At 70.9% G+C, this 23084-nt stretch carries 24 protein-coding genes; 9 read left to right on the top strand and 15 right to left on the bottom strand.

Translation table 11 applies throughout. The annotated features are described in order from the left end of the window. The first annotated feature begins 25 nt into the window (after positions 1-25). Positions 26-754: a histidine phosphatase family protein gene (locus DQ384_RS34785; RefSeq protein ID WP_114033134.1), complete on the top strand. Its 729-nt coding sequence runs from the start codon at positions 26-28 to the stop codon at positions 752-754. A gap of 76 nt (positions 755-830) precedes the next feature. Here the strand turns inward: DQ384_RS34785 and paaE are convergent, their stop codons facing one another. The 6 genes from paaE to paaZ all read right to left on the bottom strand — a co-directional run bounded on the left by paaE (position 831) and on the right by paaZ (position 6845). After that, entirely contained in the window at positions 831-1958 is a 1128-nt protein-coding gene (paaE, locus tag DQ384_RS34780) for a 1,2-phenylacetyl-CoA epoxidase subunit PaaE (RefSeq protein ID WP_114033133.1), read from the bottom strand. Between the two features lies 1 nt (position 1959). Then, positions 1960-2451 (bottom strand): 1,2-phenylacetyl-CoA epoxidase subunit PaaD, encoded by a 492-nt coding sequence (gene paaD, locus DQ384_RS34775; protein ID WP_281274162.1) that lies wholly within the window; start codon positions 2449-2451, stop codon positions 1960-1962. A 58-nt stretch (positions 2452-2509) separates the two neighbouring features. After that, the gene (gene paaC / locus DQ384_RS34770) at positions 2510-3454 is read right to left on the bottom strand and encodes a 1,2-phenylacetyl-CoA epoxidase subunit PaaC (protein ID WP_114033131.1); all 945 of its coding nucleotides are present in this window, start codon (positions 3452-3454) and stop codon (positions 2510-2512) included. A gap of 13 nt (positions 3455-3467) precedes the next feature. After that, entirely contained in the window at positions 3468-3749 is a 282-nt protein-coding gene (gene paaB, locus DQ384_RS34765; RefSeq protein WP_114033130.1) for a 1,2-phenylacetyl-CoA epoxidase subunit PaaB, read from the bottom strand. Further along, the gene (paaA, locus tag DQ384_RS34760; RefSeq protein ID WP_114033129.1) at positions 3746-4693 is read right to left on the bottom strand and encodes a 1,2-phenylacetyl-CoA epoxidase subunit PaaA; all 948 of its coding nucleotides are present in this window, start codon (positions 4691-4693) and stop codon (positions 3746-3748) included. The genes paaB and paaA overlap by 4 nt, the downstream gene beginning before the upstream one ends. A 115-nt stretch (positions 4694-4808) precedes the next feature. Then, entirely contained in the window at positions 4809-6845 is a 2037-nt protein-coding gene (gene paaZ / locus DQ384_RS34755) for a phenylacetic acid degradation bifunctional protein PaaZ (protein ID WP_220183293.1), read from the bottom strand. A gap of 365 nt (positions 6846-7210) precedes the next feature. Between paaZ and DQ384_RS34750 the strand changes: the two genes are divergently transcribed. Beyond that, complete coding sequence (locus DQ384_RS34750; protein WP_114033127.1) at positions 7211-7903, top strand: TetR/AcrR family transcriptional regulator; 693 nt, start codon at positions 7211-7213, stop codon at positions 7901-7903. Here DQ384_RS34750 and DQ384_RS34745 read toward each other — a convergent pair. From DQ384_RS34745 to DQ384_RS34735, 3 genes are all read right to left on the bottom strand, one after another. Continuing rightward, on the bottom strand, positions 7884-8732 hold the full coding sequence (locus tag DQ384_RS34745) for a MetQ/NlpA family ABC transporter substrate-binding protein (protein WP_114033200.1): 849 nt from the start codon (positions 8730-8732) through the stop codon (positions 7884-7886). The genes DQ384_RS34750 and DQ384_RS34745 overlap by 20 nt on opposite strands. An 81-nt stretch (positions 8733-8813) precedes the next feature. Then, on the bottom strand, positions 8814-9470 hold the full coding sequence (locus DQ384_RS34740) for a methionine ABC transporter permease (RefSeq protein WP_114033126.1): 657 nt from the start codon (positions 9468-9470) through the stop codon (positions 8814-8816). Beyond that, positions 9467-10489: a methionine ABC transporter ATP-binding protein gene (locus tag DQ384_RS34735; RefSeq protein ID WP_114033125.1), complete on the bottom strand. Its 1023-nt coding sequence runs from the start codon at positions 10487-10489 to the stop codon at positions 9467-9469. Before DQ384_RS34735 ends, DQ384_RS34740 begins: the two co-directional genes overlap by 4 nt. 579 nt (positions 10490-11068) lie before the next feature. On the opposite strand from DQ384_RS34735, the gene DQ384_RS34730 reads away from it, so the two are divergent. After that, positions 11069-12724: a SpoIIE family protein phosphatase gene (locus tag DQ384_RS34730; RefSeq protein WP_114033124.1), complete on the top strand. Its 1656-nt coding sequence runs from the start codon at positions 11069-11071 to the stop codon at positions 12722-12724. 61 nt (positions 12725-12785) lie between these two features. Here the strand turns inward: DQ384_RS34730 and DQ384_RS34725 are convergent, their stop codons facing one another. Both DQ384_RS34725 and DQ384_RS34720 read right to left on the bottom strand, forming a co-directional pair. Further along, complete coding sequence (locus tag DQ384_RS34725; RefSeq protein WP_114033123.1) at positions 12786-13334, bottom strand: GNAT family N-acetyltransferase; 549 nt, start codon at positions 13332-13334, stop codon at positions 12786-12788. A 27-nt stretch (positions 13335-13361) separates the two neighbouring features. After that, positions 13362-14726: an NsdA family TPR-like regulatory protein gene (locus tag DQ384_RS34720; RefSeq protein ID WP_114033122.1), complete on the bottom strand. Its 1365-nt coding sequence runs from the start codon at positions 14724-14726 to the stop codon at positions 13362-13364. A 398-nt stretch (positions 14727-15124) separates the two neighbouring features. Here DQ384_RS34720 and DQ384_RS34715 point away from each other — a divergent pair, with 398 nt between their 5' ends. Together DQ384_RS34715 and DQ384_RS34710 are read left to right on the top strand one after the other, a co-directional pair. After that, positions 15125-15367: a hypothetical protein gene (locus DQ384_RS34715; RefSeq protein WP_114033121.1), complete on the top strand. Its 243-nt coding sequence runs from the start codon at positions 15125-15127 to the stop codon at positions 15365-15367. Continuing rightward, positions 15361-15729 carry a hypothetical protein gene (locus DQ384_RS34710; RefSeq protein WP_114033120.1) on the top strand — a complete coding sequence of 123 codons (369 nt, stop codon included), beginning with the start codon at positions 15361-15363 and terminating at the stop codon, positions 15727-15729. Before DQ384_RS34715 ends, DQ384_RS34710 begins: the two co-directional genes overlap by 7 nt. A gap of 123 nt (positions 15730-15852) precedes the next feature. On the opposite strand, the gene DQ384_RS34705 is transcribed toward DQ384_RS34710, so the two are convergent. Further along, positions 15853-16254 (bottom strand): hypothetical protein, encoded by a 402-nt coding sequence (locus tag DQ384_RS34705; protein WP_114033119.1) that lies wholly within the window; start codon positions 16252-16254, stop codon positions 15853-15855. 365 nt (positions 16255-16619) lie between these two features. Here DQ384_RS34705 and DQ384_RS34700 point away from each other — a divergent pair, with 365 nt between their 5' ends. Further along, positions 16620-18983, top strand: a complete 2364-nt coding sequence (locus DQ384_RS34700) for an ATP-binding protein (RefSeq protein WP_147268995.1) — start codon at positions 16620-16622, stop codon at positions 18981-18983. Positions 18984-19034: 51 nt separating this feature from the next. Here DQ384_RS34700 and DQ384_RS34695 read toward each other — a convergent pair whose 3' ends face one another. The 3 genes from DQ384_RS34695 to DQ384_RS34690 all read right to left on the bottom strand — a co-directional run bounded on the left by DQ384_RS34695 (position 19035) and on the right by DQ384_RS34690 (position 20314). Then, entirely contained in the window at positions 19035-19370 is a 336-nt protein-coding gene (locus DQ384_RS34695) for an MmcQ/YjbR family DNA-binding protein (protein ID WP_114033117.1), read from the bottom strand. Continuing rightward, positions 19367-19528, bottom strand: coding sequence for a hypothetical protein (locus DQ384_RS41740; RefSeq protein ID WP_181871579.1), 162 nt, complete (start codon positions 19526-19528; stop codon positions 19367-19369). Before DQ384_RS41740 ends, DQ384_RS34695 begins: the two co-directional genes overlap by 4 nt. Before the next feature lie 147 nt (positions 19529-19675). After that, positions 19676-20314 carry a restriction endonuclease gene (locus tag DQ384_RS34690; RefSeq protein WP_181871578.1) on the bottom strand — a complete coding sequence of 213 codons (639 nt, stop codon included), beginning with the start codon at positions 20312-20314 and terminating at the stop codon, positions 19676-19678. A 554-nt stretch (positions 20315-20868) separates the two neighbouring features. On the opposite strand from DQ384_RS34690, the gene DQ384_RS34685 reads away from it, so the two are divergent. From DQ384_RS34685 to DQ384_RS34675, 3 genes are all read left to right on the top strand, one after another. After that, positions 20869-21066, top strand: coding sequence for a hypothetical protein (locus DQ384_RS34685; protein WP_147268994.1), 198 nt, complete (start codon positions 20869-20871; stop codon positions 21064-21066). A gap of 101 nt (positions 21067-21167) precedes the next feature. Beyond that, positions 21168-21941 carry a maleylpyruvate isomerase family mycothiol-dependent enzyme gene (locus DQ384_RS34680; protein ID WP_114033114.1) on the top strand — a complete coding sequence of 258 codons (774 nt, stop codon included), beginning with the start codon at positions 21168-21170 and terminating at the stop codon, positions 21939-21941. Between the two features lie 351 nt (positions 21942-22292). Then, positions 22293-22946 carry a restriction endonuclease gene (locus DQ384_RS34675; RefSeq protein WP_181871577.1) on the top strand — a complete coding sequence of 218 codons (654 nt, stop codon included), beginning with the start codon at positions 22293-22295 and terminating at the stop codon, positions 22944-22946. Positions 22947-23084: the final 138 nt, after the last annotated feature.

Here is a 23084-nt window from a genome sequence, read left to right as displayed (position 1 = left end):
CCACCCGCGCCACGGAGGGATACGCATGACGGCGAGGATTGTCCTAATTTGCCACGCTTCCACCGACGCCCTCCGCCGAGCCGCCTTCCCCCTGGACGAAGCCCTCAACGACCAGGGCCTACGCCAACTCGCCACCGCCACCCCCCTTTTCGCCCCCGCCACCCCCTTGCCCACAGCCCCCGACCCCCTGTTCGCCACCGCCCCTCTCCCGTCGGCCACACCCCCGGCGGACGACGCCCCGGAAAGGCCCGGCGAGCACGCGGCCTCCACTGACGCGCGAAACGACCCCGCTCCCCGCGACACGCGAGATGGCACCACCCCCGGAAATGTCGGGAAAGTCCTGTGCGGCCCCTCTCGGCGCTGCCTGCAGACGGCCTCGGGACTCGGCCTGGCCGCCGAGCCCGTCGAGGCGCTGCGAGACTGGGACGCCGGCCGCTGGGCGGGCCGCACGCTGGCAGAGGTCCAGGCCGAGCGCCCCGAGGACGTCCTCACCTGGCTCACCGACCCCGCGTCCGCTCCGCACGGCGGCGAGTCGACGCTCGCCGTCGTCCACCGCGTCGCCACCTGGCTCGCGACGCTTCACGACGCCGGGCGGACGACGGCGATCACCCACCCGGCCGTGATCAGAGCCGCCGTGACCCACGTCCTTGCGGCCCCACCCCAGGCGTTCTGGAAGATCGACGTCCCCCCGCTCGCCCAGGTGACCCTGACCTCCGACAACCACCGCTGGCACCTGCGCCTGACCACGACGTAACACCCACGAAGGTGAACGCCACGTACGGTGAGGCGCCCCGGCGCGGTTCTCGGGTGCCGGGTCTCCGAAACGGTCGTCAGGTGTCGAAGTCGACGGTCACCTTCTCCGAGGTCGCGGTCGACTGGCAGGTGAGGACGTAACCGGCCGCCACCTCGGACGGTTCGAGGGCGAAGTTGCGGCGCATCCTCACCTCGCCCTCGACGACCCGGGCGCGGCAGGTGCCGCACACGCCGCCCTTGCAGGCGAACGGGAGGTCGGGGCGTACGCGCTGGGCGCCCTCCAGGACGGTGACGTCGCGGGGAAGGGCGGTGGTGGTGGCGCGGCCGTCGAGGATGACCGTGACCTCGGCGGTGGCCTCCTCGGTTCCCTCCACCGGGCGGACGGGGGCGGGAGGTGGCTCGTCCACGTAGAAGAGCTCGTGGTGGATGCGCTCCGCCGGCACGCCGAGGCCGTTCAGGACGCGCCGCGCGCCGACCACCATCTCGTACGGCCCGCACAGCCACCAGTGCCCGACGCCGGGGACGGCGATCAGCGCGGGGATCAGGACGCCGAGCTTGTCCGCGTCCAGACGACCGGTGAACAGCTCGGGCTCCCGGGGCTCGCGGGAGAGCACGTGGACCAGCTCGACCCGGGCGGGCGCGGAGTCCTTGAGGTCGGCGAGCTCCTCGGCGAACATGACGGTCCGCGTGGTGCGGTTGCCGTAGAACAGCGTCGCCCGCGAGCCCGGCACGGCCAGCGCGGACGAGGCGATGGACAGGACGGGCGTGATGCCCGACCCGGCGGCGATGAACACGTGGTGGGCCGGCCGGGCCAGGTCGGCGGTGAACCCGCCGCTCGGTGGCTGGACGGCCACCTGGTCCCCCGGCCTCAGGTGGCGCACCAGCCAGGTGGAGAAAAGGCCGCTGGGGATCTCGCGGACTCCGATGCGCAGCGGCCCGCCCGCCGGGGAGCAGATCGAGTACGACCGCCGCTCGTCGCGCCCGTCGACCATGGCGCGCAGCGTGAGGGACTGGCCGGGCTCGAAGGCGAAGTCGTCGGCGAGTTCGGCGGGCACGTCGAAGGTGATCGCGGCGGCGTCCTCGCACAGCCGGTCGACCCGCGCGACGCGCAGCGCCACGAACCCGGCCCGCCGCCGCGCCCGGTCCAGCACCGCCGCCCGCGCCGTCCCCTGCGTCGTCGCGGCCCCACCGGTTTCCTCGCGCATCTCACAGCTCCTTGACGTGCTCGAACGGTTCCCGGCACGCGTCGCAGCGCCAGAGCGCCTTGCAGGCGGTGGAGCCGAAGCGTGAGAGTTCCTCGGTGTCGTGAGCCCCGCAGTTGGGACAGGTCACCCGCCTGCGCGGCGGCCCGAGCGTCACCGGCACCGGTCCGCCGGCGCGTTCCCGGACGGGACCGGGCGGCGCGATGCCCGCCTCGGCGAGCTTGCGCCTGCCGCTCTCGCCGATCCAGTCGGTGGTCCACGCGGGCGACAGCAGCGTGCGGATCTGGACGTCGGCGTACCCGGCGGCGCGCAGGGCGGCGTACAGGTCCGCCCGGATCACCTCCATCGCCGGGCACCCGCTGTAGGTGGGGGTGATGGTGACGACCACGGCGCCGTCCTCGTCCTCCGTGACCTCGCGGAGGATTCCCAGGTCGGCGAGGGTGAGCATGGGCAGCTCCGGGTCGGCCACGGTCTCGGCGACCTCGCGCGCGCTCACCACGCCGCCTCCCCGTGTGGTGCGGGATCCGTCAGCACCGGGGTGATCTCGTAGGTGGTCACCACGTCGCCTCCGGATGGGTGCGGGCGATGTCCTGCAGTTCGGACAGGAGGGTGGACAGCGCCTCGGTGTGCGTCCCCGCGCGGCCGAGGGGCTCGGCCGGTCCCGTGCCGGGCGGGCGGGTGAGGGTCGCGGCGGTCAGGACCTGGTCGAGTACGGCGTCGAACTCCGCGCGGACGGTGGCCGGGTCGGCGGCGACGCCCGCGACGACGAGGCGGGACTCCACCTCGTGCGGGACGAACAACTCCGGCACGAACGGCCACACGGCCGCGAACCCCTCGCGCATCCGCTCCCGGGAGTACGCCGTGCCGTCGCCGAGCCGGACCACCCACCCGGCGGCGTAGTCGCGGTGGTAGGTCAGCTCCTTCACGCCCTTGACGGCGACGGCGGCGAGGACGGGGTCGCGCGAGCCGGTCAGGTGGCCGAGCAGCGCGAGCCGCCAGGTGGAGAAGACGAGCAGCCGGGCCATGGCGTGCCCGAAGTCGCCGTTCACGGCCTCGGCCAGCCGGACGTTGCGGAAGTCTCCCGCGTCCCGCAGGAACGCCAGCGCGTCCTCGTCCCGCCCCGACCCGTCGGCGGTGCCCGCGCGGGACAGCAGCAGCCGCGCCTGGCCGAGCAGGTCGAGCGCGATGTTGGCCAGGGCGACCTCCTCCTCCAGCTCGGGCGCGCGGGTGCACCACTCCTGGAGGCGGTGGGACATGACGAGGGCGTCGTCGCCGAGCATCAGGCAGTAGGCGGCGAGGTCGGCGGCGTCCACGCCGTCGGGCACGCGGGTGTCCACCCCGGCCAGCGGGTCGGCGAAGCCCGTCCCGTACGCCCAGCGGGGGTCGTCGCCTTCGTTGAGCGCCTCGTAGGCGTTGCCCGGGGAGGCGTCCGCGACCTCGCCCGCCGGGAGGTCCGTGTCGGCGGCCGGCGGCGTCGCGTGTGGGTCGAAGGTGGTCATGACGCCTCACACCTCACATATGGGGAACGTCATCGGGAATCGTGTAGAAGGTCGGGTGCCGGTAGACCTTGTCGCCGCTCGGCGCGAAGAACGGGTCCTTCTCGTCGGGGCTGGTGGCGGCGATGTGCTCGGACCGGACGACCCAGATGCTCACGCCCTCGTTCCTGCGCGTGTAGAGATCGCGGGCGTGGCGCAGCGCGGTCTCGTCGTCGGCGGCGTGCAGCGAGCCGACGTGCACGTGGTTGAGCCCCCGCTTGCTGCGCACGAACACTTCGTACAACGGCCAGTCGCTCATACGACCACCTCCTGACGGCTCACGGCGGACGCCTTGCGCGCGTGCGCGGCGGCGGCCTCGCGGACCCAGGCGCCGTCCTCGTGCGCGGCGCGCCGGACGGCCATCCGCTCGGCGTTGCACGGCCCGTTGCCGCTGATCACCCGCTGGAGCTCCGACCAGTCGATCGCGCCGAAGTCGTGGTGCCCCCGCTCGGGGTTCCAGCGCAGCTCGGGGTCGGGCAGCGTGACGCCGAGCGCCTCGGCCTGCGGGACGGTCATGTCCACGAACCGCTGCCGCAGCTCGTCGTTCGTGTGCCGCTTGATCTTCCAGGCCATCGACCTGGCGGTGTTGGGCGAGGCGTCGTCGGGCGGGCCGAACATCATGAGGGACGGCCACCACCAGCGGTCGACGGCGTCCCGCACCATGGCGCGCTGGGCCTCGGTGCCCCGCTTCATCATCGTCATCAGCAGTTCGTAGCCCTGCCGCTGATGGAACGACTCCTCCTTGCAGATGCGGATCATCGCCCGCGCGTACGGCCCGTACGAGCTGCGGCAGAGCGGCACCTGGTTGCAGATGGCCGCGCCGTCGACCAGCCACCCGATCACGCCGACGTCGGCGTACGTGAGCGTGGGGTAGTTGAAGATCGAGGAGTACTTCTGCCGCCCCTCGATGAGCATCTCGGTGAGCTCGGTGCGGTCGGCGCCCAGCGTCTCGGCGGCGCAGTACAGGTAGAGCCCGTGCCCGGCCTCGTCCTGCACCTTGGCGAGCAGGATCGCCTTGCGGCGCAGGGACGGCGCCCGGGTGATCCACGCCCCTTCGGGCTGCATCCCGATGATCTCGGAATGGGCGTGCTGCGCGATCTGCCGGATCATGGTCTTGCGGTAGCCGTCCGGCATCCAGTCGCGCGGCTCCACGCGCTGGTCCCGCTCGATCGTACGGTCGAAGTGCTCCTGGAGGTCAGCCATACCCGCCCCTATTACCGAACATTCGGTCAGTTATTAGTCTCGCTCAGCCCCGGCCCCGGCGCAACTCACGGGGCCGCAGCGCCGCCCGGACGCCGAGGCCCGCGAGCCGTGGCCGTCAGCGTTCGCGCCTGGCCACCAGCGTCAGCACGTCGTACTTGGCCACCGACGACCCGTCCTGCTTGGTCACGTCGGCGTCCCAGCGGACCTCCCCGTACTCGGCCCCCTCGCGCGGGTCGACGCCCTTGGCGGTCAGCGTGACCGTCAGCTCGTCGCCGGGGTAGACGGGAGTGAGGAAGCGCAGGTTCTCCAGGCCGTAGTTGGCCAGCACCGGCCCGGGGTCGGGGTCGACGAACAGGCCCGCCGCCAGCGACACGATCAGGTACCCGTGGGCCACCCGGCCGTCGAAGAACGGGTTCGCCCTGGCGGCCTCCTCGTCCATGTGCGCGTAGAACGTGTCCCCGGTGAACTCGGCGAAGTGCTCGATGTCCTCCAGGTCCACCCGGCGCGGCCCCGCGACGACGGTGTCGCCGATCCGCAGGTCCTCCAGGTGCTTGCGGAACGGATGGACCTCGGTCTCGGTGCGCGCGGCGCCGGCGACCCAGCGGCCGGTGATCGCCGACAGCATGTCCGGGCTCCCCTGGACGGCCGTGCGGTTCATGTGGTGCAGGATGCCCCGCACACCGCCCATCTCCTCGCCGCCGCCCGCCCGGCCGGGCCCGCCGTGCACGAGCATCGGCAGCGGCGACCCGTGCCCGGTCGACTCCTTGGCGGCCTCGGCGTCGAGCACGAGCAGCCGGCCGTGCCAGGGAGCGGTACCCAGCACGACCTGGCGGGCGAACGCGGCGTCCCCGGTGACGACGGACCCGGCGAGGCTGCCCTGGCCCCGCGCGGCCAGCTCGATCACCTGCTCGGCCGAGGTGTACGGCATGAGCGTGCTGACCGGCCCGAACGCCTCGACCTCGTGCGGCTCGGCCCGGTCGGCCTCGTCCACGCGCAGCAGCACCGGCGAGATGAACGCGCCGCGCTCGGCGTCGGCGCCCACGACGTCCACGTGGTCGGGATCCCCGAAGACCGGCGAGCCCGCCGCCGTCAGGGCCTTCAGCGCGCGGCGGACCTCCTCGCGCTGGCCGAGGCTCGCGAGCGCCCCCATGCCCACGGCCGGGTCGGCCGGGTTTCCGACCGTGATCGCGGCGAGCCGGGCGGCCGTGGCCTCGGCGACGTCGCCGAGCAGCGCTCGGGGGACGAACGCCCGGCGGATCGCCGTGCACTTCTGCCCGGCCTTGACCGTCATCTCGGTCACGAGCTGCTCGACGAACAGGTCGAACTCCCGGTCGCCCGGCGTGACGTCCGGGCCGAGGATCGAGCAGTTCAGCGAGTCGGCCTCGGCGTTGAACCGCACCGAGCGGGCCGCGACGACCGGGTGGGTGCGCAGCTTCTGGGCCGTGGAGGCCGAGCCGGTGAAGGCCACCAGATCCTGCTCGGTGAGGTGCTCGAACAGGTCGCCCGCGCTGCCGCAGACGAGTTGCAGCGAGCCCTCGGGAAGCAGGCCCGACTCGACGATCATCTCGACCAGGCGCGCGGTGACGTACGCCGTCTGGCCCGCCGGCTTGACCAGCGAGGGCATGCCGGCGATGAAGGCGGGCGCGAGCTTCTCCAGCGGCCCCCAGACGGGGAAGTTGAAGGCGTTGATCTGCACGGCGACCCCGCGCAGCGGCGTGCACAGGTGCCGGGCGGCGAACGACCCGCCCTTGCCGATCTGCTCGGCGGGGCCGTCGAGGTAGACGGTGTCGTTCGGCATCTCGCGGCGGCCCTTGCTGGAGTACGAGAACAGCACGCCGATGCCGCCGTCCACGTCGAACCGCGAGTCGCCGCGGGTCGCGCCGGTGCGCAGGGACAGCGCGTACAGCTCCTCGCGGCGTTCGCGCAGGTAGGAGGCGAGCGCCTTCAGCAGGGCGGCACGCTGGTGGAAGGTCATCTCGCGGATGGCGGGGCCGCCGACGCGGCGGCCGTACTGCAGCGCGGCGCCGAAGTCGACCCCGGCGGAGGAGATCCTGACGACCTCCTCCCCGGTGACGGCGTCGTGCAGCGGCGCCCCCTCATCGTCCGGAACATGCCAGGAACCGGTGACGTAGCTGCTGAGCGTGGCCATCACAGACCTCCCCGTCGAGGACTCATTTACTGACCGTACGTTCGGATGGTAACGCCTCTCGCGCGCGGGGCGCCTCCGGCGTGGCACGGAACATTCCGGCTCCTACCCCACCCCCGCGCCCGGCGACACCTGGCCTCGCGAAACCCCCGTTCCGGACGGCGCTTTATCGGACGATACGGACGTTCCCGGACGGACGTCCCGGGGTCGGCGGTCCGTGGCGACGATATGATCGTGATCCGGGGTGGACGTGCCGGTTCCCCTCGGACCGAGGAGGTCGTCGGCACACCGGGGCAGAGCCGCGCCGCATGGTGGACCATCGGGAGAGCGAGACCTCTCAGAACCATGGGAAAGGCAGGCGTTCACCCGCGATGGCCACCGCCCGCGTCACCCCGCCCGCCCGCCGGGGCCGCCCCGGCTACGACCTGGAATCACTGCTCGCGGTCGCGGTCAAGGTGTTCAACGAGCGCGGCTACGAGGCCACCAGCATGGAGGACCTGGCCCGCAGGCTCGGCATCACCAAGTCGGCGATCTACCACCACGTCTCGGGTAAGGACGAGCTGCTGCGCCTGGCCGTCGATCGTGCCCTGGACGGCCTATCCGAGGTCGCGGACGAGACGGCCGCCGTCGAGGGCCGCGCGATCGACCGGCTGGAGCACCTGGTGCGCCGCAGCGTGCACGTGCTGGTCGACCGGCTGCCGTTCGTCACGCTGCTGCTGCGGGTGCGGGGCAACACCAAGGTGGAGCGCCAGGCCCTGGCCCGCCGCCGCGAGTTCGACCACCTGGCGGGCGAGCTGGTGCGCCAGGCGGAGGCCGAGGGGGACGTCCGGCCGGACGTCGACCCCGCCGTGGTCAGCCGGCTGCTGTTCGGGCTGGTCAACTCGGTGGCCGAGTGGTACCGGCCACGCGGCGGCATGGGCGCCGAGGCTCTGGCGGAGGCCGTCTGCAAGATCGCGTTCGACGGCCTGCGCCGGGGGCCCTCGCACGACGCCCCGGCGGCGGGGCCGTCCGCTCCCGAATCTCCTGCTTCTCCTACGCCGTCCGCTACGTCGTCGACGGAATGACCGACCCCTGGTAGGTGTCCTCGATGAACTTCTTCACCTCGGGACCGGCCAGCAGTTCGGCGAGCTTCTTGATCCGCGGGTCGTTCTCCTGGCCCTTCACGGTCACCAGACCGTTGGCGTACGGGTTGCCTTCGGCCTTCTCCAGCACCAGCGCGTCGCTCGCCGGCTTGAGCCCGGCCTCCAGCGCGTAGTTGCCGTTGATGACGGCCGCGTCGACGTCCTCGAGCGAGCGCGGCAGCTGCGCGGCCTCCAGGGGCTTGAACTGCAGGTTCTTGGGGTTCTCCGCGACATCGCGCTCGGTGGCGGCGGTGCCCGCGCCCGGCTTCAGCTTGATCAGGCCGTTGTCCTCCAGCAGCTTGAGCCCGCGCCCGAGGTTGGTGGCGTCGTTGGGCAGGGACACCGTGGCGCCGCTCGCCAGCTCGGCCGCGCTCTTGATCTTCTTCGAGTACAGGCCGAGCGGCTCCAGGTGCACGGCCTGGACGAAGACCATCTCCTTGCCGCCCTTGGACTTCTGGAAGTCGTCCAGGTAGGGGCGGTGCTGGAAGTAGTTGGCGTCGAGCTGGCCCTCCTGGAGCTGGGTGTTCGGCTGCACGTAGTCGGTGAACTCGACGATCTCCAGCTTCAGCCCTGCGGCGGGCGCCAGCTTCTCGCTCACGAACTTCAGGATCTCCGCGTGCGGAACCGGGCTCACGCCGACCTTGAGCGGCGCGCTCTGCGCCGTACTCGACCCCGGGCTCGCGGCGGCGGTACCCGAACCGTCGTCCCCGCCACACCCGGCGAGCGCCAGCGCCAGCACGGCGGCGGCCACGACACCCATCACCCTACGCATGGTCACGTCTCCTCATCTCATTCATATGTTCACCTGTTCACATATCCGGCTTGGCGGTTCACGGGCCCGTACGGCCGCCCGTCACCTGTGGGAGAGCCGGCGCGCCACCAGGTCGCCCAGGCTCTGGACGAGCTGCACGACCACCACCAGCAGCACGACGGTGATGATCATCACGGTCGTGTCGAAGCGCTGGTAGCCGTACCGGATCGCGAGGTCGCCGAGGCCGCCGCCGCCGATCGCGCCGGCCATCGCCGAGTACCCGATCAGCGCGACCACCGTGACCGTGAGGCCCGCGACCAGCCCCGGCAGCGCCTCGGGCAGCAGCACCCTCGCCACCACCCGGACGCGGCTCGCGCCCATCGCCTGCGCGGCCTCGACCACCGCGCGCTCGACCCCGCGCAGCGCCGTCTCGACAAGCCGGGCGTAGAAGGGGACCGCGCCGAGGGTCAGGGGGACGATCGCGGCCACCGTCCCGATCGTCGTCCCGGTGACCAGGCGGGTGAACGGCAGGATCGCGACCATCAGCACGATGAACGGCAGCGACCGCCCGACGTTGACGACGCCGCCGAGCACCGCCTTGACGGCGGGGGCGGGGACGAGGCCGCCACGGTCGGTGGCGACCAGCAGCACACCGAGGGGCAGTCCGAGCAGCAACGTGAGCAGCGCCGACCAGAACACCATCTGCGCCGTCTCGCCGGTGGCCTGCAGCAGCGCGGGAAGCAGATCGTCGGCGCTCACCGGGCCTCCTCCGCGACGGTCTCGGCCCCGGTCTCGGGCTCGGGTTGTCGGGCGTCCACCGGCTCCGGCCCGTGTTCCCTGACCAGGCCGCGTTCGCGCAGGTAGTCGAGGGCCTCGGCCCTTTTCCCGCCGTCGATGCGGATGCGCAGGCGCCCCGACGGCACGCCGCCGACGTCCTCCAGCGACCCGCCAAGGATGTCCACGTCCACGTCGAACCGGCGGACGAGGCTGGACATGACCGGTTCGCCGGCCTGCCCGGCGAAGGTGACCGTGACGCTCCCGGGCGGCGCGGGCTCGGGCAGCGGGAAGATCTCGCGGGTCAGCAGCGACCCGGGGGTGGCGATGAGGTCGGCGACCCGTCCCGCCTCGGCCACCTTGCCCTCGCGCATGATGGCCACCGAGTCGCAGACGGCCTTGATGACGTGCATCTCGTGGGTGATGAGCAGGATCGTCAGGCCGAGCTCGGCGTTGAGCCGCTTGAGCAGGGCGAGGATCGACTGCGTGGTGCCGGGGTCGAGCGCGCTGGTCGCCTCGTCCGACAGGAGCACCTTGGGATGGGCGGCGAGGGCGCGGGCGATGCCGACGCGCTGCTTCTGGCCGCCGGAGAGCTGTGCGGGGTAGGAGGACGCCTTGCCGTCGAGGCCGACCACGTCGAGCAGTTCGGCCACGCGGGTGGCGCGCTCGCGGCGGGGCACGCCCGCGACCTCCAGCGGGAAGGCGACGTTTCCGGCCACCGTGCGCGAGGAGAGCAGGGCGAAGTGCTGGTGGATCATGCCGATCCGCTGCCGGGCGCGCCGCAGCGCGGCGAGGTCGAGGGAGGTGAGCTCCTGGCCGGCGACGGTGACCGTGCCGCTGGTGGGGCGCTCCAGGAGGTTCACGCAGCGGAGCAGGGTGCTCTTGCCGGCGCCGCTCTGGCCGAGCACGCCGAAGATCTCTCCCTCGCGCACGTCGAGGTCGACGCCGTCGAGCGCCACGACGCCGGTCTCGTAGACCTTTCGCAGGCGGGAAACATGTATCACAGGTAGGTTATATCCGAAATAGGAGGGGGACACGAACGGCGACCCCCCGCGAGACCGCTTCGCGTCGCGGCGAAGGGCGCGCCGCACCCCGGGGACGCGGGCATGGAACAGGTAAAGAGCCGGTCATCCGGCACGCCAAGCTCCGGCCACCCCACGCGCTCCTAAAATTCACGATCACGGGTGTGATGTGGACCACTCATCTGGATCACGGGCACTAGGGTCTTTCCGTACGGAAGCCTAATACGGCGATCGTTACTGTGAAACCGGCACGGCTCTCCGTACGAAGCTAGGACGAAAGCCTCTCGTGGAGCCCCTTGAGAGCATTGCCGCCACCCACCAAGGTGAACAAAAGTGCGGGGGGCGGCTTGCTTCGAGAGGTTTTCACGAAAGGAAGCTTTCGGTAGATGCTACTTTACTGACAGTAGCCGCAGAGCAGGTGCAGACCCGGGGGGAGTCACCTTGCGCCTCCGAGCGGCCCGGACACGGTGTCCCATTTCTGTCCCAGGAGGACTGGTGGCGCGTGCAGCGAGGGCAGAAGCGCCGATAGCGGACGAAACACGTCGTCCGCGCCAGAGCGGTATGACCCATCGTGGGGGTCTCGCCGCCTTGGTACTCGACGAAAACGGTTGTGTCACGCAATGGAGTGGCGGCGCGGTGCGGCTTTTCGGCCGCTCTGCGGAAAAGGCCATAGGTCACGACATTTGTGACCTCCTGTTGCTGGGCGACCGCCACAAAACGATCAGACACGCGCTCGACGAGGTCGCGTCCGGGACATGCTGGAGCGGCGTCCTGTCCGCCGAATGCGGCGACGGACGCGTCCACGAGGTCGCGTTCGACCTGGAGCCCCTGACCACTCCCGGCCCCTGGGGCACGGTGATGGTCACCGCCATGGACACACGCCTGCCGCGCCTCACCCGCGCCGACTTCGAGGCCGGCGAGCGCCTGGCCCTCCTCAACGAGGTCAGCACCCGCATCGGCGCCACCCTCGACACCCGCCAGGCCGCCGAGCAGTTCATGGACGTCGCCGTGCCGCGCCTGGCCGACACCGCCAGCGTCTCGGTCATCGAGGGCCTGCTCCGGGACGAGGGCTACCCCGACCACGCGACCGACGGCTCGGTCCGCGTCCGGCGGCTGGCCTTCCGGGTCGACGCCCGCTACCACACCACCGACCGCGACTGGAAGAAGGCCTTCCCCGACAACGAGATCGTCGTGTACGACTCCGGGCACCCGACCACCCGCTGCATGGAGACCGGCACCCCCATCTCGTACGGCTCGGCGGCTCTCGGCAGCGACGAGGTCGGCAGGATCGGCGGCGTGCTCGGCGACTCCGCCGCGGACGTCCTCCACGGTTCCTCCTACCTGACCGCGCCGCTCACCGCCCGGGGCACCGTCCTCGGGTTCATCACGCTCACCCGCAACCGCGAGCGCGCCCCCTTCGACCTCCACGACGAGACCCTCGCCGCCGACCTCGCGGCGCGCGCCGCCATCTGCATCGACAACGCGAGGCTCTACTCGCGGGAACACCGCACCACGCACGCGTTCCAGCAGAACCTCGCGCCGAGCATCCTCACCGTCCCGCCCGGGCTGGAGCTCGCCCACCGCTACCTGCCCGCGAGCGCGATGACGGTCGGCGGCGACTGGTACGACGTGTTCCCCCTCTCCCAGAACCGCATCGGCCTGGTGATCGGCGACGCGATGGGCCACGGCGCCGTCGCCGCCGGCGGCATGGGCCAGCTGCGCGCGGCCGTCCGCGCCCTCACCGGCTTCGAACTGACCCCGGACGAGGTGCTGCGCCGGCTCGACCACATGGCCGACGACATGCACTCCATCCAGTGTGCGACCTGCCTGTACGCGATCATCGACCTCGACACCCACACCTGTTCCATCTCGCGTGCCGGGCACCCGCCGCCCATCCTCGTGGACCCCGACGGCACCGCGCGCGTGCTCGACCTGCCCTCCGGGCTGGCCCTCGGCCTCGGCGACCCGGCGTTCGCCGGCGCCTTCACCACCACGCGCTTCGCCATGCCCCCGGGCGCCACGCTGGCCTTCTACACCGACGGCCTGGTCGAAAGCCGCGAGCAGGACATCGACACCGGCATCGCCAACCTCACGGCCGCCCTCGGCAAGCCGCACGACACCCTCGACCTGACCTGCGCCACCATCATCGAAGCCCTCCCCCGCCAATACGACGACGTGGCCCTCCTCCTCACCCGCATCCCGGCCGAGGGAGGGTGATCATAGGGGTCTCCGTGTGGCTTCTCCCCTTGGTAGCCGGTCGAGCATTCCACCCGAACGTTCACGCGGACGGTAGCAGCATCACGTCATAGGTCGGTGCGTCGCCGACACCGTGCATCCGGCCGAGGATCCGGTAGCCCCAGCGCAGATAGGCGGAGTAGGCGGGCTCGTTGCCGACGATGCAGTGGAGGGCGGTCCACCGTTCCGTCCGCCGCGCCACTGCCTCGTCGTGGAGCCGCCGCCCGAAACCCTGCCTGGTCTGATCTGGTAACACCATCAGCTCCCGCAGCCAATAGACCTGCCCGGCTTCCGCCGCCTCCAGAACCTCAGGTGGCCGGGCGTCACCAAGCGCGGTCCACCACGGCCAATCGGTGGGCATGGTGAGACCGTAGGCATAGCCAACGAAGCGTCCATCCGCGTGCCCGGTGACCACCTCGAATCCGTCGATCTTCATCGCGTCGCGCAGTCGCACGGCGAACGTGTCCGCCGAGAAGTTCGGATTGCCCGCGTACGGTGGCGCACCCCAGACCACGGCGAACATCTCCACCATCTGACCGAAGAAAGCATCAGCCGCAGACCTGTCGCAGTACTGGATCCGTAGCTCCGCCATGACCGCTCCTCTTCCTCTTCCATCCGATCAGGCGATGTTCGCGATCAACCGCTCGGTGACCTCTCTCACCTGCCCACTCGCTCGATAAGGCGTCAAACCATCGCGGACCTCGGCGAGCCGCCTCTTCGCGCGCGTGGAACTCAGACCGCTTTCCACCAGATCAAGCGACCCTGCCACGGCCTCCACCGCGCGGTCGATGTCATCGGCCTTCACCGCGGCGTGTGCCAGGTTGCCCAGCGCCATGACGCGATTGCGGCTGTATTCCAGCGGCTGCGACTCGGCCGCTTCCGCGAGCAGTCGCACGGCATGCGCGTACTGCCCCAGAGTGAGCCGCCCTGCCCCTTCGAGCGTCTTCATCTCTGCCGGGTTCAGGAAAGCCGCCCAATGAGGGTCCCGATCGGTCACGTCTAGATCGAACGCCGTCCACGCCCGCCTGATCGCTCGTTGGAACGCGGGCTCGTCCCCCAGTACTGCGAACGCCTGCGCCTCACGAACGGCCAGCAGTGCGATCACCCGAGGAGGGGCGGCCCACTCATCGGCACAAACCTGGGCGAGCCGAGCGAACTTCAGTGCTTCCCGTCCCTTGTCCAGATGAACCGACTGAAGCGCCATATTGGACAGGACCCGGGTAGCCAAGGGGTTGTCGTTCACCGACAGCGCGGCACTGAGTCCGTCGGCATAGTGCATACGAGCGGAGCCCTGCTGATCGGCGTCGTAGCAGAACCACCCCAGGCTGATGGTGAACTGTCCGGCGATACCGCGCAGGTCCCGAGCGATCCCGTCAGGATAGGTATCCCGTTCCAGAAGCTGGCCGATCCACATCAGGTGAGCCCGCGCCGTGGCCACCAACTGATCTCCGCCGTAGCGCTGGTCGATCGCGTCCAGATTAAGCGCCGACTGGCGCAGTAATTCGAGTTCCTGCCGACCCGGCCCGGCACTCTCCTGATCAGGGGTAACGGTCGTCAGCCACGGCAGACCCGGCTGCGCCGCAGCCATCAACCCGAGCGCCGCTCCCGTGGTCAGAACGGTTCTACGTCTCATAGGAAGCAGATTCCCACTTCCGGTCGCGTCCCGGTCACCGGACATTTCAAGCGGAGCCCTGTCCTCTGGCTGATGAGGGGCGAACCCGAGCGCGGCTGTCGACTGCCCGAAGAATCGTTCCAGCAGCAGCCTGTGATCTTTATGTGGCCACCTGCTGGACATGCTCTCCCATCGCCGGTACTGCCGGACGCTGATGGAGGTGCGCCTGGGAAGCTCCCCTGCCGCGTGCAGGCGCTCGGCTAGATCGGTGAGTTCGTGCGCGACCGCCTCCTGCGTGAGGCGCTTGAGTCGCCGCGCCTGCCTGAGGCGATCATTTCCACCCTCACGCGCGCTCTCTTGATTGTGGCTCACAGACCCACCGTAACGGCGCCTTTCGTGACGGGGGGAAACTTCGACTCTCTTGGCTTACCGCAATGGCGACCTTTCGGGCGCGGCTCGGTGAATGTCCTCGGAAATGTCCTATGGGATGTCCCCTGAACCCGTCGACTTCCGAGAGAGAAATGGCCGATGACATGACCTGGGAAATCCACCGGACGGGTGGTCTTCTGGACTCGCGTCGCCCGATCTATGGCCGTGGCCAGCGCGAAGGCCCTCGACGCCCCGTCCAGACAGAGCCCGTCCAAACGTCACGTTCGCCGACGGGCTCTCCGATCGCAACAGGAGTACGGCCCATGCTCGACTCATCGAAAAGCCAACGCCCTTCGGGACGCGTACCCGGGCGGCATCGGCGGGGAAAGCCGCCAGAAAAGGTGTACCCCCAGCAGTACGACCTGGCCGAGCGGGAATTGGCCGAGGAGCTCAACGCGGCCGAGCCCGCCTGGCTCGTCTACTACCGCATGCACGGCCGCCGCTTCTGCGCGATCGCGTGTCGCGACGGGGTCGCCGACCCGGTGCTTGAAGCCACCGACGTGAGCGAACTGCGCGCTCTGATGCGCGACGCGGAGCTCGTCCGCGCGCCCGCCGTCCCCCCGCAGGGACGCCGGGGATGGTGATCTGGGATCCCACGCAGACCGACGGCGTTTCGGCCGCCAAGGCCCGAGCCCACCGCCGGATCCTCGACGAACTGGCCGCCGCGCTCCCCGGGACGAGGTGCCGCCGCGTGGACCGCTTCCGCCTGACCCTCAGAGGTCTCACCTCCCGGTTGACGGGAACGGTGATCCTGGCACCGCACCTCGACGTATACGCCGATCGGCAGTGGCTGGGCACGGTCTACGTCGCCAACCGCCGCGAGCCTCGCTTCACCATCATCCGGCGCGACGGCGTATTACTCTCCGCGACCTTCCCAGCCACCGTCCAGCACCTCATGACACAAGCGGCACAATCCCGCTCCGGCCCCGGAGAGGGGAACCGGTAGCGGAAGGTACCGTATGGGCGCGTCCGCGATCCGTGAGCGCGTCCCCTCAAGTCGGACGGACAAAGTCCAGGTCGGTGAGTGCCGGGAGGCTGGACGCCCCCCGGCCCGCGGACGGCGCGTCGCCTAGTAGTAGACGCGGGGGCTGGTGAAGTCACCGTGAGCGGAACCGCTACAGGTGGTGACGTGGACGATGTTGACGGCGGAACCGTTCTTCCACGGCATCGAGTTGATGTTCCCCGAGATGGGGCCGAACCGGCCCGTGCGGTCGATCCGGTACCTGGCAGACCAATACGTGCCGTGGGTCGTCGTACGGACTTCCATCTGGGCCCAGCAACGGCTGGTGTCCGGGGTGGCGTTCATGTAGAAGTCGGCGACCACACTGACACCGCTGACCGAGATGCACGAACTGATGGGGTACGCGCCGGTGCAGCCGCCTCCGCTCGCGGCGTCGGCGGGCTGCGCGGCCAGCAGGGCAGTGAAGATCAACGGGAGTACGGCCGCGCGTCGCGCGATTTTCTTCAGCATGTGCCTTCCTTCCTTCGAGCCGGTGTGCCTTGTGGACACCGGCGGAGAACTCGTGGTGGATCCGGGTGCCGTCTCGCATGCTGTGGCCCACGTCACCGCGACGCGAACCGTGACCAGCGGTCGGTCCGGCGGTCGGTCCGAGGGTCGCCCCGCACACCTCGCCGCCGGCTCGTCGCCGTTGCGGGCGCGATCGCGATGACCCACGCCGCACACGTCGGCGCTGCCCCCGCGGCGAGCGCCGTCTTGGTGTGCGGAACTTCGTCTGGCCTCCAATCGGACCGGTGAGGTACATCCAGGGAACCGTGCGCGGCGGCACGGCGGCAGGCGCGCGACCGGCGGTACACCGGCGGTTTAGGCTGCAAGCGGTGCTTGATCGGTCGATGTGGTCCTGCGGAAGGGAATTGATGTTCGGCGGCGTGCTGCGCGACTTCCGGGTTCGGGCACTGCTCACACAGGAGGAACTCGCCGCGTTGTCCGGCATGAGCGAGCGGCAGATCCGCGAGCTGGAGTCAGGCCGCGTCGCGGCGCCCCGGGCCAGCACGGTGCGGCTGCTCGCCGACACGCTGAACCTGTCCCCGGACGACCGGGTCGCCTTCCAGCGCGCCGCCCAGCCCGGCTCCGCACACCCACCGACCTCCGCCCAGCCCGACGCCGCCCCCTCGGCCCCCGCGCAACCGAACGCCGTCCCTTCGCCCCCGGTCCAAGCCGACGCCGCCCCTTCGCGATCCGCGCAGCCGGTCGCTGTGCCCCCGGCCGCGCCCGCGCAGTTACCCGCCGACGTCGGCGGATTCACCGGTCGCGCCGAGGCGCTGAACGCGCTCGACGCGGCCACGGCGGCGGTGGTGACCGTCTCCGGCCCGGCCGGCGTCGGCAAGACCTCGCTCGCGGTGCACTGGTCCCGCCTGGCCGCGCCGAACTTCCCCGACGGCCAGCTCTACGTGGACCTGCGCGGCTTCTCACCGCACGCCGCGATCGACCCGGCAGAGGTGGTCCGCGGATTCCTGGACGCCCTCGGCGTGCCGCTCGACCGCATCCCGTCCGGCTTCACGGCGCAGGTAGCCCTCTACCGCAGCAGCTCCGCCGGCCGCCGGCTGCTGGTCGTCCTGGACAACGCCCGCGACGCCGACCAGGTCCGGCCGCTGCTGCCGTCCGGCCCGGCAGCCCGCACGGTGGTCACCAGCCGCCGCCGGCTCACCGCCCTGATCGCGGAGACCGGTGCCACCGCCCTGACACTGGACGTCCCCGGCATCGACGAGGCCGTCGAACTCCTCGCCCACCGCCTCGGCCCCGGCGCGCGCCCGGAGGCCGCGGACGGTGACGCCGTGGCCGCCATCGCGACCGCGTGCGGACGGCTCCCGTTGGCGTTGGCGCTGGTCGGCGCGCGGGCACGGCTCACCGGCTTCCGGCCCGCGGCGATCGCCGCGGAGCTGCGCCACCCGGGCGGGCGGATCGCGGCCCTGGAGATCGACGCGGTGTTCTCGTGGTCCTACGACGCGCTGAGCGCGGACGCCGCACGGCTGTTCCGGCTGCTCGGGCTCGCGTCGGGCGCAGACATCGCGGTGGCGGCCGTCGCCGCGCTGGCCGGCCGGGCCCTGCCCGAGGTCCGCCGGACGCTGGCCGAACTGACCGACGCCAGCCTGGTCGTCGAGCACGCGCCCGGCCGCTACCGGACGCACGACCTGCTGCACGTCTACGCCGCCGAGCGCGCCCGCGCCGAGGAGCCCGAGGCCGCGCGGCAGGCGGCGCTGACCCGGCTGCTCGACCACTACACGCACACCGCGTACCACGCCGATCTGGTGCTGAACCCGGTGCGCGCGCCCATCCCGATGCCCCTCCGCGCGCCCGCGGACGGGGCCGAGCCGAAACACGTGGTCGATGTCCAGGCGGCCCTGGAATGGCTGGAGACCGAGCAGGCGGTGCTGCTCACCGCGCTGCGGCAGGCCGAAGAAGAAGGCATGCACCGGCACGCGTGGCAGCTGAGCTGGGCGCTGGACACGTTCCTGAACGACCGGCGGCGCTGGCAGGACGAGGGGGCGGCGTGGGCGGTGGCGCTGCGCGCGGCGACCGCCTTGACCGACCGGCCCGCCGCGGCGCACGCGCACCGCTTCCTCGGCGCGGTGAACGGACGGCTCCAGCGGTTCGACGACGCGCACACGCACATGCGCGAGGCGCTGGAGGTGAGCATCTCCGCCGGAGACCGGGCGGGCGAGGGCGAGAACCGCTTCGTGCTGTCCTATGTGCACTGGCTGCAGGGCGACGGCGAGCCCGCCCTCGTCCAGGCCGAGCAGGCGTTGGCGATCTTCACGGAGATCGACGACGCGCTGTGGGCCGGCAAGGCCGCCCTCGCGGTGGGCTGGTACCACGCCGAGCTGGGCGCCTACGAGAAGGCGCTGCCGTTCCAGCGGCGAGCCCTGGAGCTCCAGCAACGGGCGGGCGACCGGGCCAACGAGGTGGTCACCTGGGACACGCTCGGCATGCTGCACCAGCGGCTGGGCGACCTGGAGGGCGCGCTCCATCATTACGAGCAGGGCCTTCGGGTCGCCGGCACCATGGAGAGCCCCCAGTTACGGGCGCAGGTTCTCGGGCACCTCGGCGACGTGAGCGAGGCCATCGGTGACCCGCTGACGGCCCGCGAGCGCTGGCTGGAGGCGTACGAGATCTTCCGCGACCTCGGCCACCCCCAGGCCGCCGACCTGCGCCGCAAACTCCGGTCTCCGGATTCGCCGTGACGTGAACGCCTGCCGGCACCTGCGTTCCTGCCCGTCCGGCTGGGGCGGGGGCTAGGGGATCAGGGCGGACACCTTCTTCGGGACGACCATGCGCCAGGACTCGACGACCAGCTCGCGCATCTCGGCCTCGTCGATCGCCGACAGGCGGACGCGCACCCAGTTGAAGCGCTCGTCGGACGGACGGGGCATGACGAACTTGCCCGGCTCCAGGGCGACCAGGGCGGCTCGCTCCTCTTTCGGATACCCGAAGCCCATCAGCGTCTCGTCCGGGGAGATGGACACATAGACGATCTTGCCCACCCGGAACTTCACGTGGTCGTGGATGAGGTGCTCGGTGGTACGCGGAAGCGCGAGCGCGACCCCGCGGATCTGGTCGACGGTGATCATAAGGCGGCGTCCTTCATCTGGACCACGACGATGACGTTGCCCAGCGGGTCGCGGAAGTGCAGGGAACGGCTGTCCTGATCGTCCCGCGCCCGAGCGCGGTGAACGGCGCGGGCGGCGCCCGCCGGCGCGGCTGCGGGAGAGATGCCGGAGGTTGTCACAGGGGCGTACGTTAACCGCCCCCACCGACAATTCCGCGCCGCGCGAGCCACGCGTCCGCCGACGTCCCGGTACAGCACACGCCCACTCCCTGAACTTCCCTATCACGGCCCTGGGTGAGTAGTGGCGGCGTCACCGACGCGGGGCCGTCACACCTTCAGGGACTCGCCTTTCATCCACTCTCCCAAGCGGTGGCGGTCGACCAGCAGCACCCGGCTCTCCGACTCCCGGGCCGCCGGGCCGGTGAAGACGCTCGACGTGACCAGGACCGCGCGGTGACCGTCGTAGACGCTGCCGTTGACGGCGCCGATGAGGTTGCGGACACGGTCGGCGCCGACGCGCGCGGCCTGGCGCTTGCACTGCACGGCGATCGGGCGGCCGTCCGCCGCACGCGCCACGACGTCGACGCCGCCGTCATGGCTGCGGCCGACCCTGCGCACGTCGCGGAACCCGTCGCGGCGCAGCAGGTCGGCGACCAGGTTCTCGAAGTCGGTCCCGCTCATCGCGTCGACGAGCTCCCAGCGGGCGCGGTCCCGGATGCGTTCCTCCAGGATCGCGGCCTTGCGCTTCTCGGCCTCCCTGACGACACCCCACGTGGCGATCACCAGGCCCAGCACCGCGAGGGCGAGCAGGACGACGACGTGATGGGCGACGACCAGGCGTACGACGGCGACCAGCGACCACAGCACGGCGGCCACCCCGGCGAGGGCACCGACGATCTTGGCGGTGTTGATCGCCGCGCGCTGTACGGGCGAGCGGGCAGAGGGCGGGACATCGGGGGTGTTCATGCCAGAGCTCCGTTCGTCGCTGAAGGGGAGAACCGCCCCCGGGTCGCCGAGGGCGGCAGGGCAGAGGAAGCCTGGGCGTTGCCCACGAAGCGAAGCGGCCGGGCCGGGCGCCGCTTCGAGGAACGTCATATGACGCAGAATGCTAGACCGCCGCACCGACATTTTCCGCCGGGAATCCAGAAAGACGCCGGCACGGTCGATGAACGGCCGGATCCGGACGTGCGCCATTCATTCAAATCGCCGGGACGAAACCGGCGGCGCGGAGGACCGGGCGACCTCGCCGCTGCGATCCCGGGCGACCCGGCTACAGCGACCATGCCTCTGAACTGCCCATACATCTTGCCGGCAGCGTGCTCCCCACGTCGCCCGCGTGAATACCGAGCACATTGAGGCCGATGTTTCCGTTCTTGCCGCGGTGACCGACCGGCGGCGGCCTGTCGATATATCCAGATGTTCGCGAGCCGAATCTGAACGCGACCCACTACCGAACCAGGGGAAAGGCGGGGAGGATATTTTCGTCGCGCGGTGCGATGACTCAGGAGAGGACCGTCTTGATGCACGAGTTGATCGCCACAGGCGCCGGTGACGCCTATCACGTCCGCGAGGACTGCTGGGGGCTTCACGCGGGCCGGTCCGGCGGGGAGGCGCAGGGCTACGACCTGCACGGGTTCCTGAAGTTCGGGACCGCCGAGCAGGCCCGAGCGGCGGGCTACCGCCCATGCGGCGTCTGCGCCGTCGGGTCGGTTCGCTGATCGTCCGTCGTCCGTGAGCGAAATCCAGGGCGGGAGAGGACGGAGGACGGCTCGGCGGATATTCGGTACAGGTCGGCGGCGGGGGCTGGTTCGATTGGAGGATGGACTTCTCTCGCCTTCTTGGCTGTCTGCACGACGACTTCGCGTTGCTGAGGGACGCCGTCGCGGCGGCCGACCCGTCCGCCCGGGTGCCGTCCTGTCCCGACTGGAGCGCCGCCGATCTTGCCCACCACGTCGCCAAGGTCTACCTGCACAAGGCCGAAAGCATCCGGCTCGGAGCCTTCCCCGAGGAATGGCCCCCGGGAGTCCTCGACGACGACCCCGTGACCACCTTGGACGAGACCCACGCCGTGCTGATCGGGCAGTTCTCGGCGCACTCCCCCGAGGATCGCGCGGCCACGTGGCACGAACCCGACCAGACGGTGGGCTTCTGGATCCGCCGCATGGCCCAGGAGACGTTGATCCACCGCGTCGACGCCGAGCTGACGGCCGGGCGCCCGGTTTCCCCGATCCCCGGCGATCTCGCGCTCGACGGCATCGACGAGGTCCTCAAGCTCTTCCTCGGTTACGGGAGCACCCACTGGCTGGACGATTTCGGCACCCTGCTGGACGATCCGGACGAGCGGCCGGTCTCGGTCTCCACGAGCCACCACGCGTGGACGTTGAGGGCGGTCCGTGGCGAGGGCGTGCTCCCGTGGCGGATCCACGTGGAGGACGCGAAGACCGGGTTCGACGGGGACGCGCTGGTCAGCGGGGACGCCGTCCCGCTGCTGCTCTGGCTGTGGAACCGCGGGGACGACTCCTCGGTCCGCCTCTCCGGCGACCCGGCCCTCCTGAAGCAGTTCCACGCCCTGCGCACCGCCGCCACACAGTGACCACCACATACTGACCATTACAGGGTGAGGCTCCGGACGGCCGACGGACAGGCCGTGCGCCGGCCTTTCCGGCCCGTGGCCGGTCTTCGGGCGGCGCGTCCGAAATCCCAGCAGGCGCGGCCAAGATCCCGATAATCGTGCGCCACCCCGAGTCGTCCTGTAATGATCAATGCCGACCACACTCTGGCGCCGGCTGATCCATGGCATCCGCGGGCCGTACGAGCGAGTGTGCCCGCCCCGCGCAGGTGGCGGGCTCGGGTACCGATTTTGTCGGTGGCGGGGTTCAGACTCTTCGTGTGGCCATCTCGATGTCGAGGTGCCGGTGGGTCTCAGGGTCTCAGGGAGGTTCAGATGGCGCGACGGCGGACGGCCCGGCGCGTGGGGCGGCGCTCCGGCGGCGACGGCGTCATGTGGGCGCTGGTGGTGCTGGTGGTGGCGGTCCCGCTGATGAACGCGATGGTGGGGTTCGTGCGCGCGTCGGCGGGGTGGCTTCTGGTGTCCACCCTCGTCGCGGCGGTGGTGGCCGTCGGCGTCGCGCTGCTCCTCGCCCGCCGGGCGCGCCGGCGGCGTGACCACTTCCTCCAGGCCAACGCCCGCCTGGAGACGATCGACCAGATGAACGGCGAGCAGTTCGAGCATCTGGTGGCCGCCCTGCTCCGGCGGGACGGCTTCCGCAAGGTCCGCGTGACGGGCCGCGCGGGGGACGGTGGGGTCGACGTGGTGGGCGTCGCTCCGGACGGGCGGGTGTTCGCCGTGCAGTGCAAACGCTGGTCGTCGAACGTCGGCTCGCCGCATGTGCGCAACCTGCTCGGCGCCCTGGCGCACGCCTATTCCGGGCACACCGGCCTGCTCGTCACCTCCAGCGGCTACACCTCGGCCGCCTTACGCGAGGGTCAGGGCGCGGGGTTGGCCATGCTCGACCGCCGTGATCTCGCCGAGTGGGCGCTGGGCATTCCGCTGCCCGACCTTCTGTCCCCGCCGGCCTCTGAGCGCATGAGCGCGTAGCCGCCGCGCCACACGAGCGGGCGAGCGTTGCCGTGGTCGTGACATATAGGCATTTTGCATGAATGAAGCGGTTCACGGTTTGCACGCAAACGGTCATTGGCCAACAAGTTCGGGCGATCTGCCACTGTTTACATGAAC

This window comes from Sphaerisporangium album, assembly GCF_003323745.1.
In the GTDB taxonomy this organism is placed as follows: Bacteria; Actinomycetota; Actinomycetes; order Streptosporangiales; family Streptosporangiaceae; genus Sphaerisporangium; species Sphaerisporangium album.
This window is presented reverse-complemented; position numbering and strand designations above follow the sequence as displayed.

Coding starts and splice junctions, on each gene's coding strand:
- DQ384_RS34745 (WP_114033200.1), bottom strand. CDS start 8,732: ATGCGTAGGGTGATGGGTGTCGTGGCCGCCGCCGTGCTGGCGCTGGCG.
- DQ384_RS34675 (WP_181871577.1), top strand. CDS start 22,293: ATGGCGCGACGGCGGACGGCCCGGCGCGTGGGGCGGCGCTCCGGCGGC.
- DQ384_RS34695 (WP_114033117.1), bottom strand. CDS start 19,370: ATGATCACCGTCGACCAGATCCGCGGGGTCGCGCTCGCGCTTCCGCGT.
- paaA (WP_114033129.1), bottom strand. CDS start 4,693: ATGGCTGACCTCCAGGAGCACTTCGACCGTACGATCGAGCGGGACCAG.
- DQ384_RS34690 (WP_181871578.1), bottom strand. CDS start 20,314: ATGAACACCCCCGATGTCCCGCCCTCTGCCCGCTCGCCCGTACAGCGC.
- paaB (WP_114033130.1), bottom strand. CDS start 3,749: ATGAGCGACTGGCCGTTGTACGAAGTGTTCGTGCGCAGCAAGCGGGGG.
- paaC (WP_114033131.1), bottom strand. CDS start 3,454: ATGACCACCTTCGACCCACACGCGACGCCGCCGGCCGCCGACACGGAC.
- DQ384_RS34710 (WP_114033120.1), top strand. CDS start 15,361: ATGGTGATCTGGGATCCCACGCAGACCGACGGCGTTTCGGCCGCCAAG.
- DQ384_RS34785 (WP_114033134.1), top strand. CDS start 26: ATGACGGCGAGGATTGTCCTAATTTGCCACGCTTCCACCGACGCCCTC.
- DQ384_RS34680 (WP_114033114.1), top strand. CDS start 21,168: ATGGACTTCTCTCGCCTTCTTGGCTGTCTGCACGACGACTTCGCGTTG.
- DQ384_RS34725 (WP_114033123.1), bottom strand. CDS start 13,334: ATGGCGGAGCTACGGATCCAGTACTGCGACAGGTCTGCGGCTGATGCT.
- DQ384_RS34750 (WP_114033127.1), top strand. CDS start 7,211: ATGGCCACCGCCCGCGTCACCCCGCCCGCCCGCCGGGGCCGCCCCGGC.
- paaE (WP_114033133.1), bottom strand. CDS start 1,958: ATGCGCGAGGAAACCGGTGGGGCCGCGACGACGCAGGGGACGGCGCGG.
- DQ384_RS34730 (WP_114033124.1), top strand. CDS start 11,069: ATGACCCATCGTGGGGGTCTCGCCGCCTTGGTACTCGACGAAAACGGT.
- DQ384_RS34685 (WP_147268994.1), top strand. CDS start 20,869: ATGCACGAGTTGATCGCCACAGGCGCCGGTGACGCCTATCACGTCCGC.
- DQ384_RS34705 (WP_114033119.1), bottom strand. CDS start 16,254: ATGCTGAAGAAAATCGCGCGACGCGCGGCCGTACTCCCGTTGATCTTC.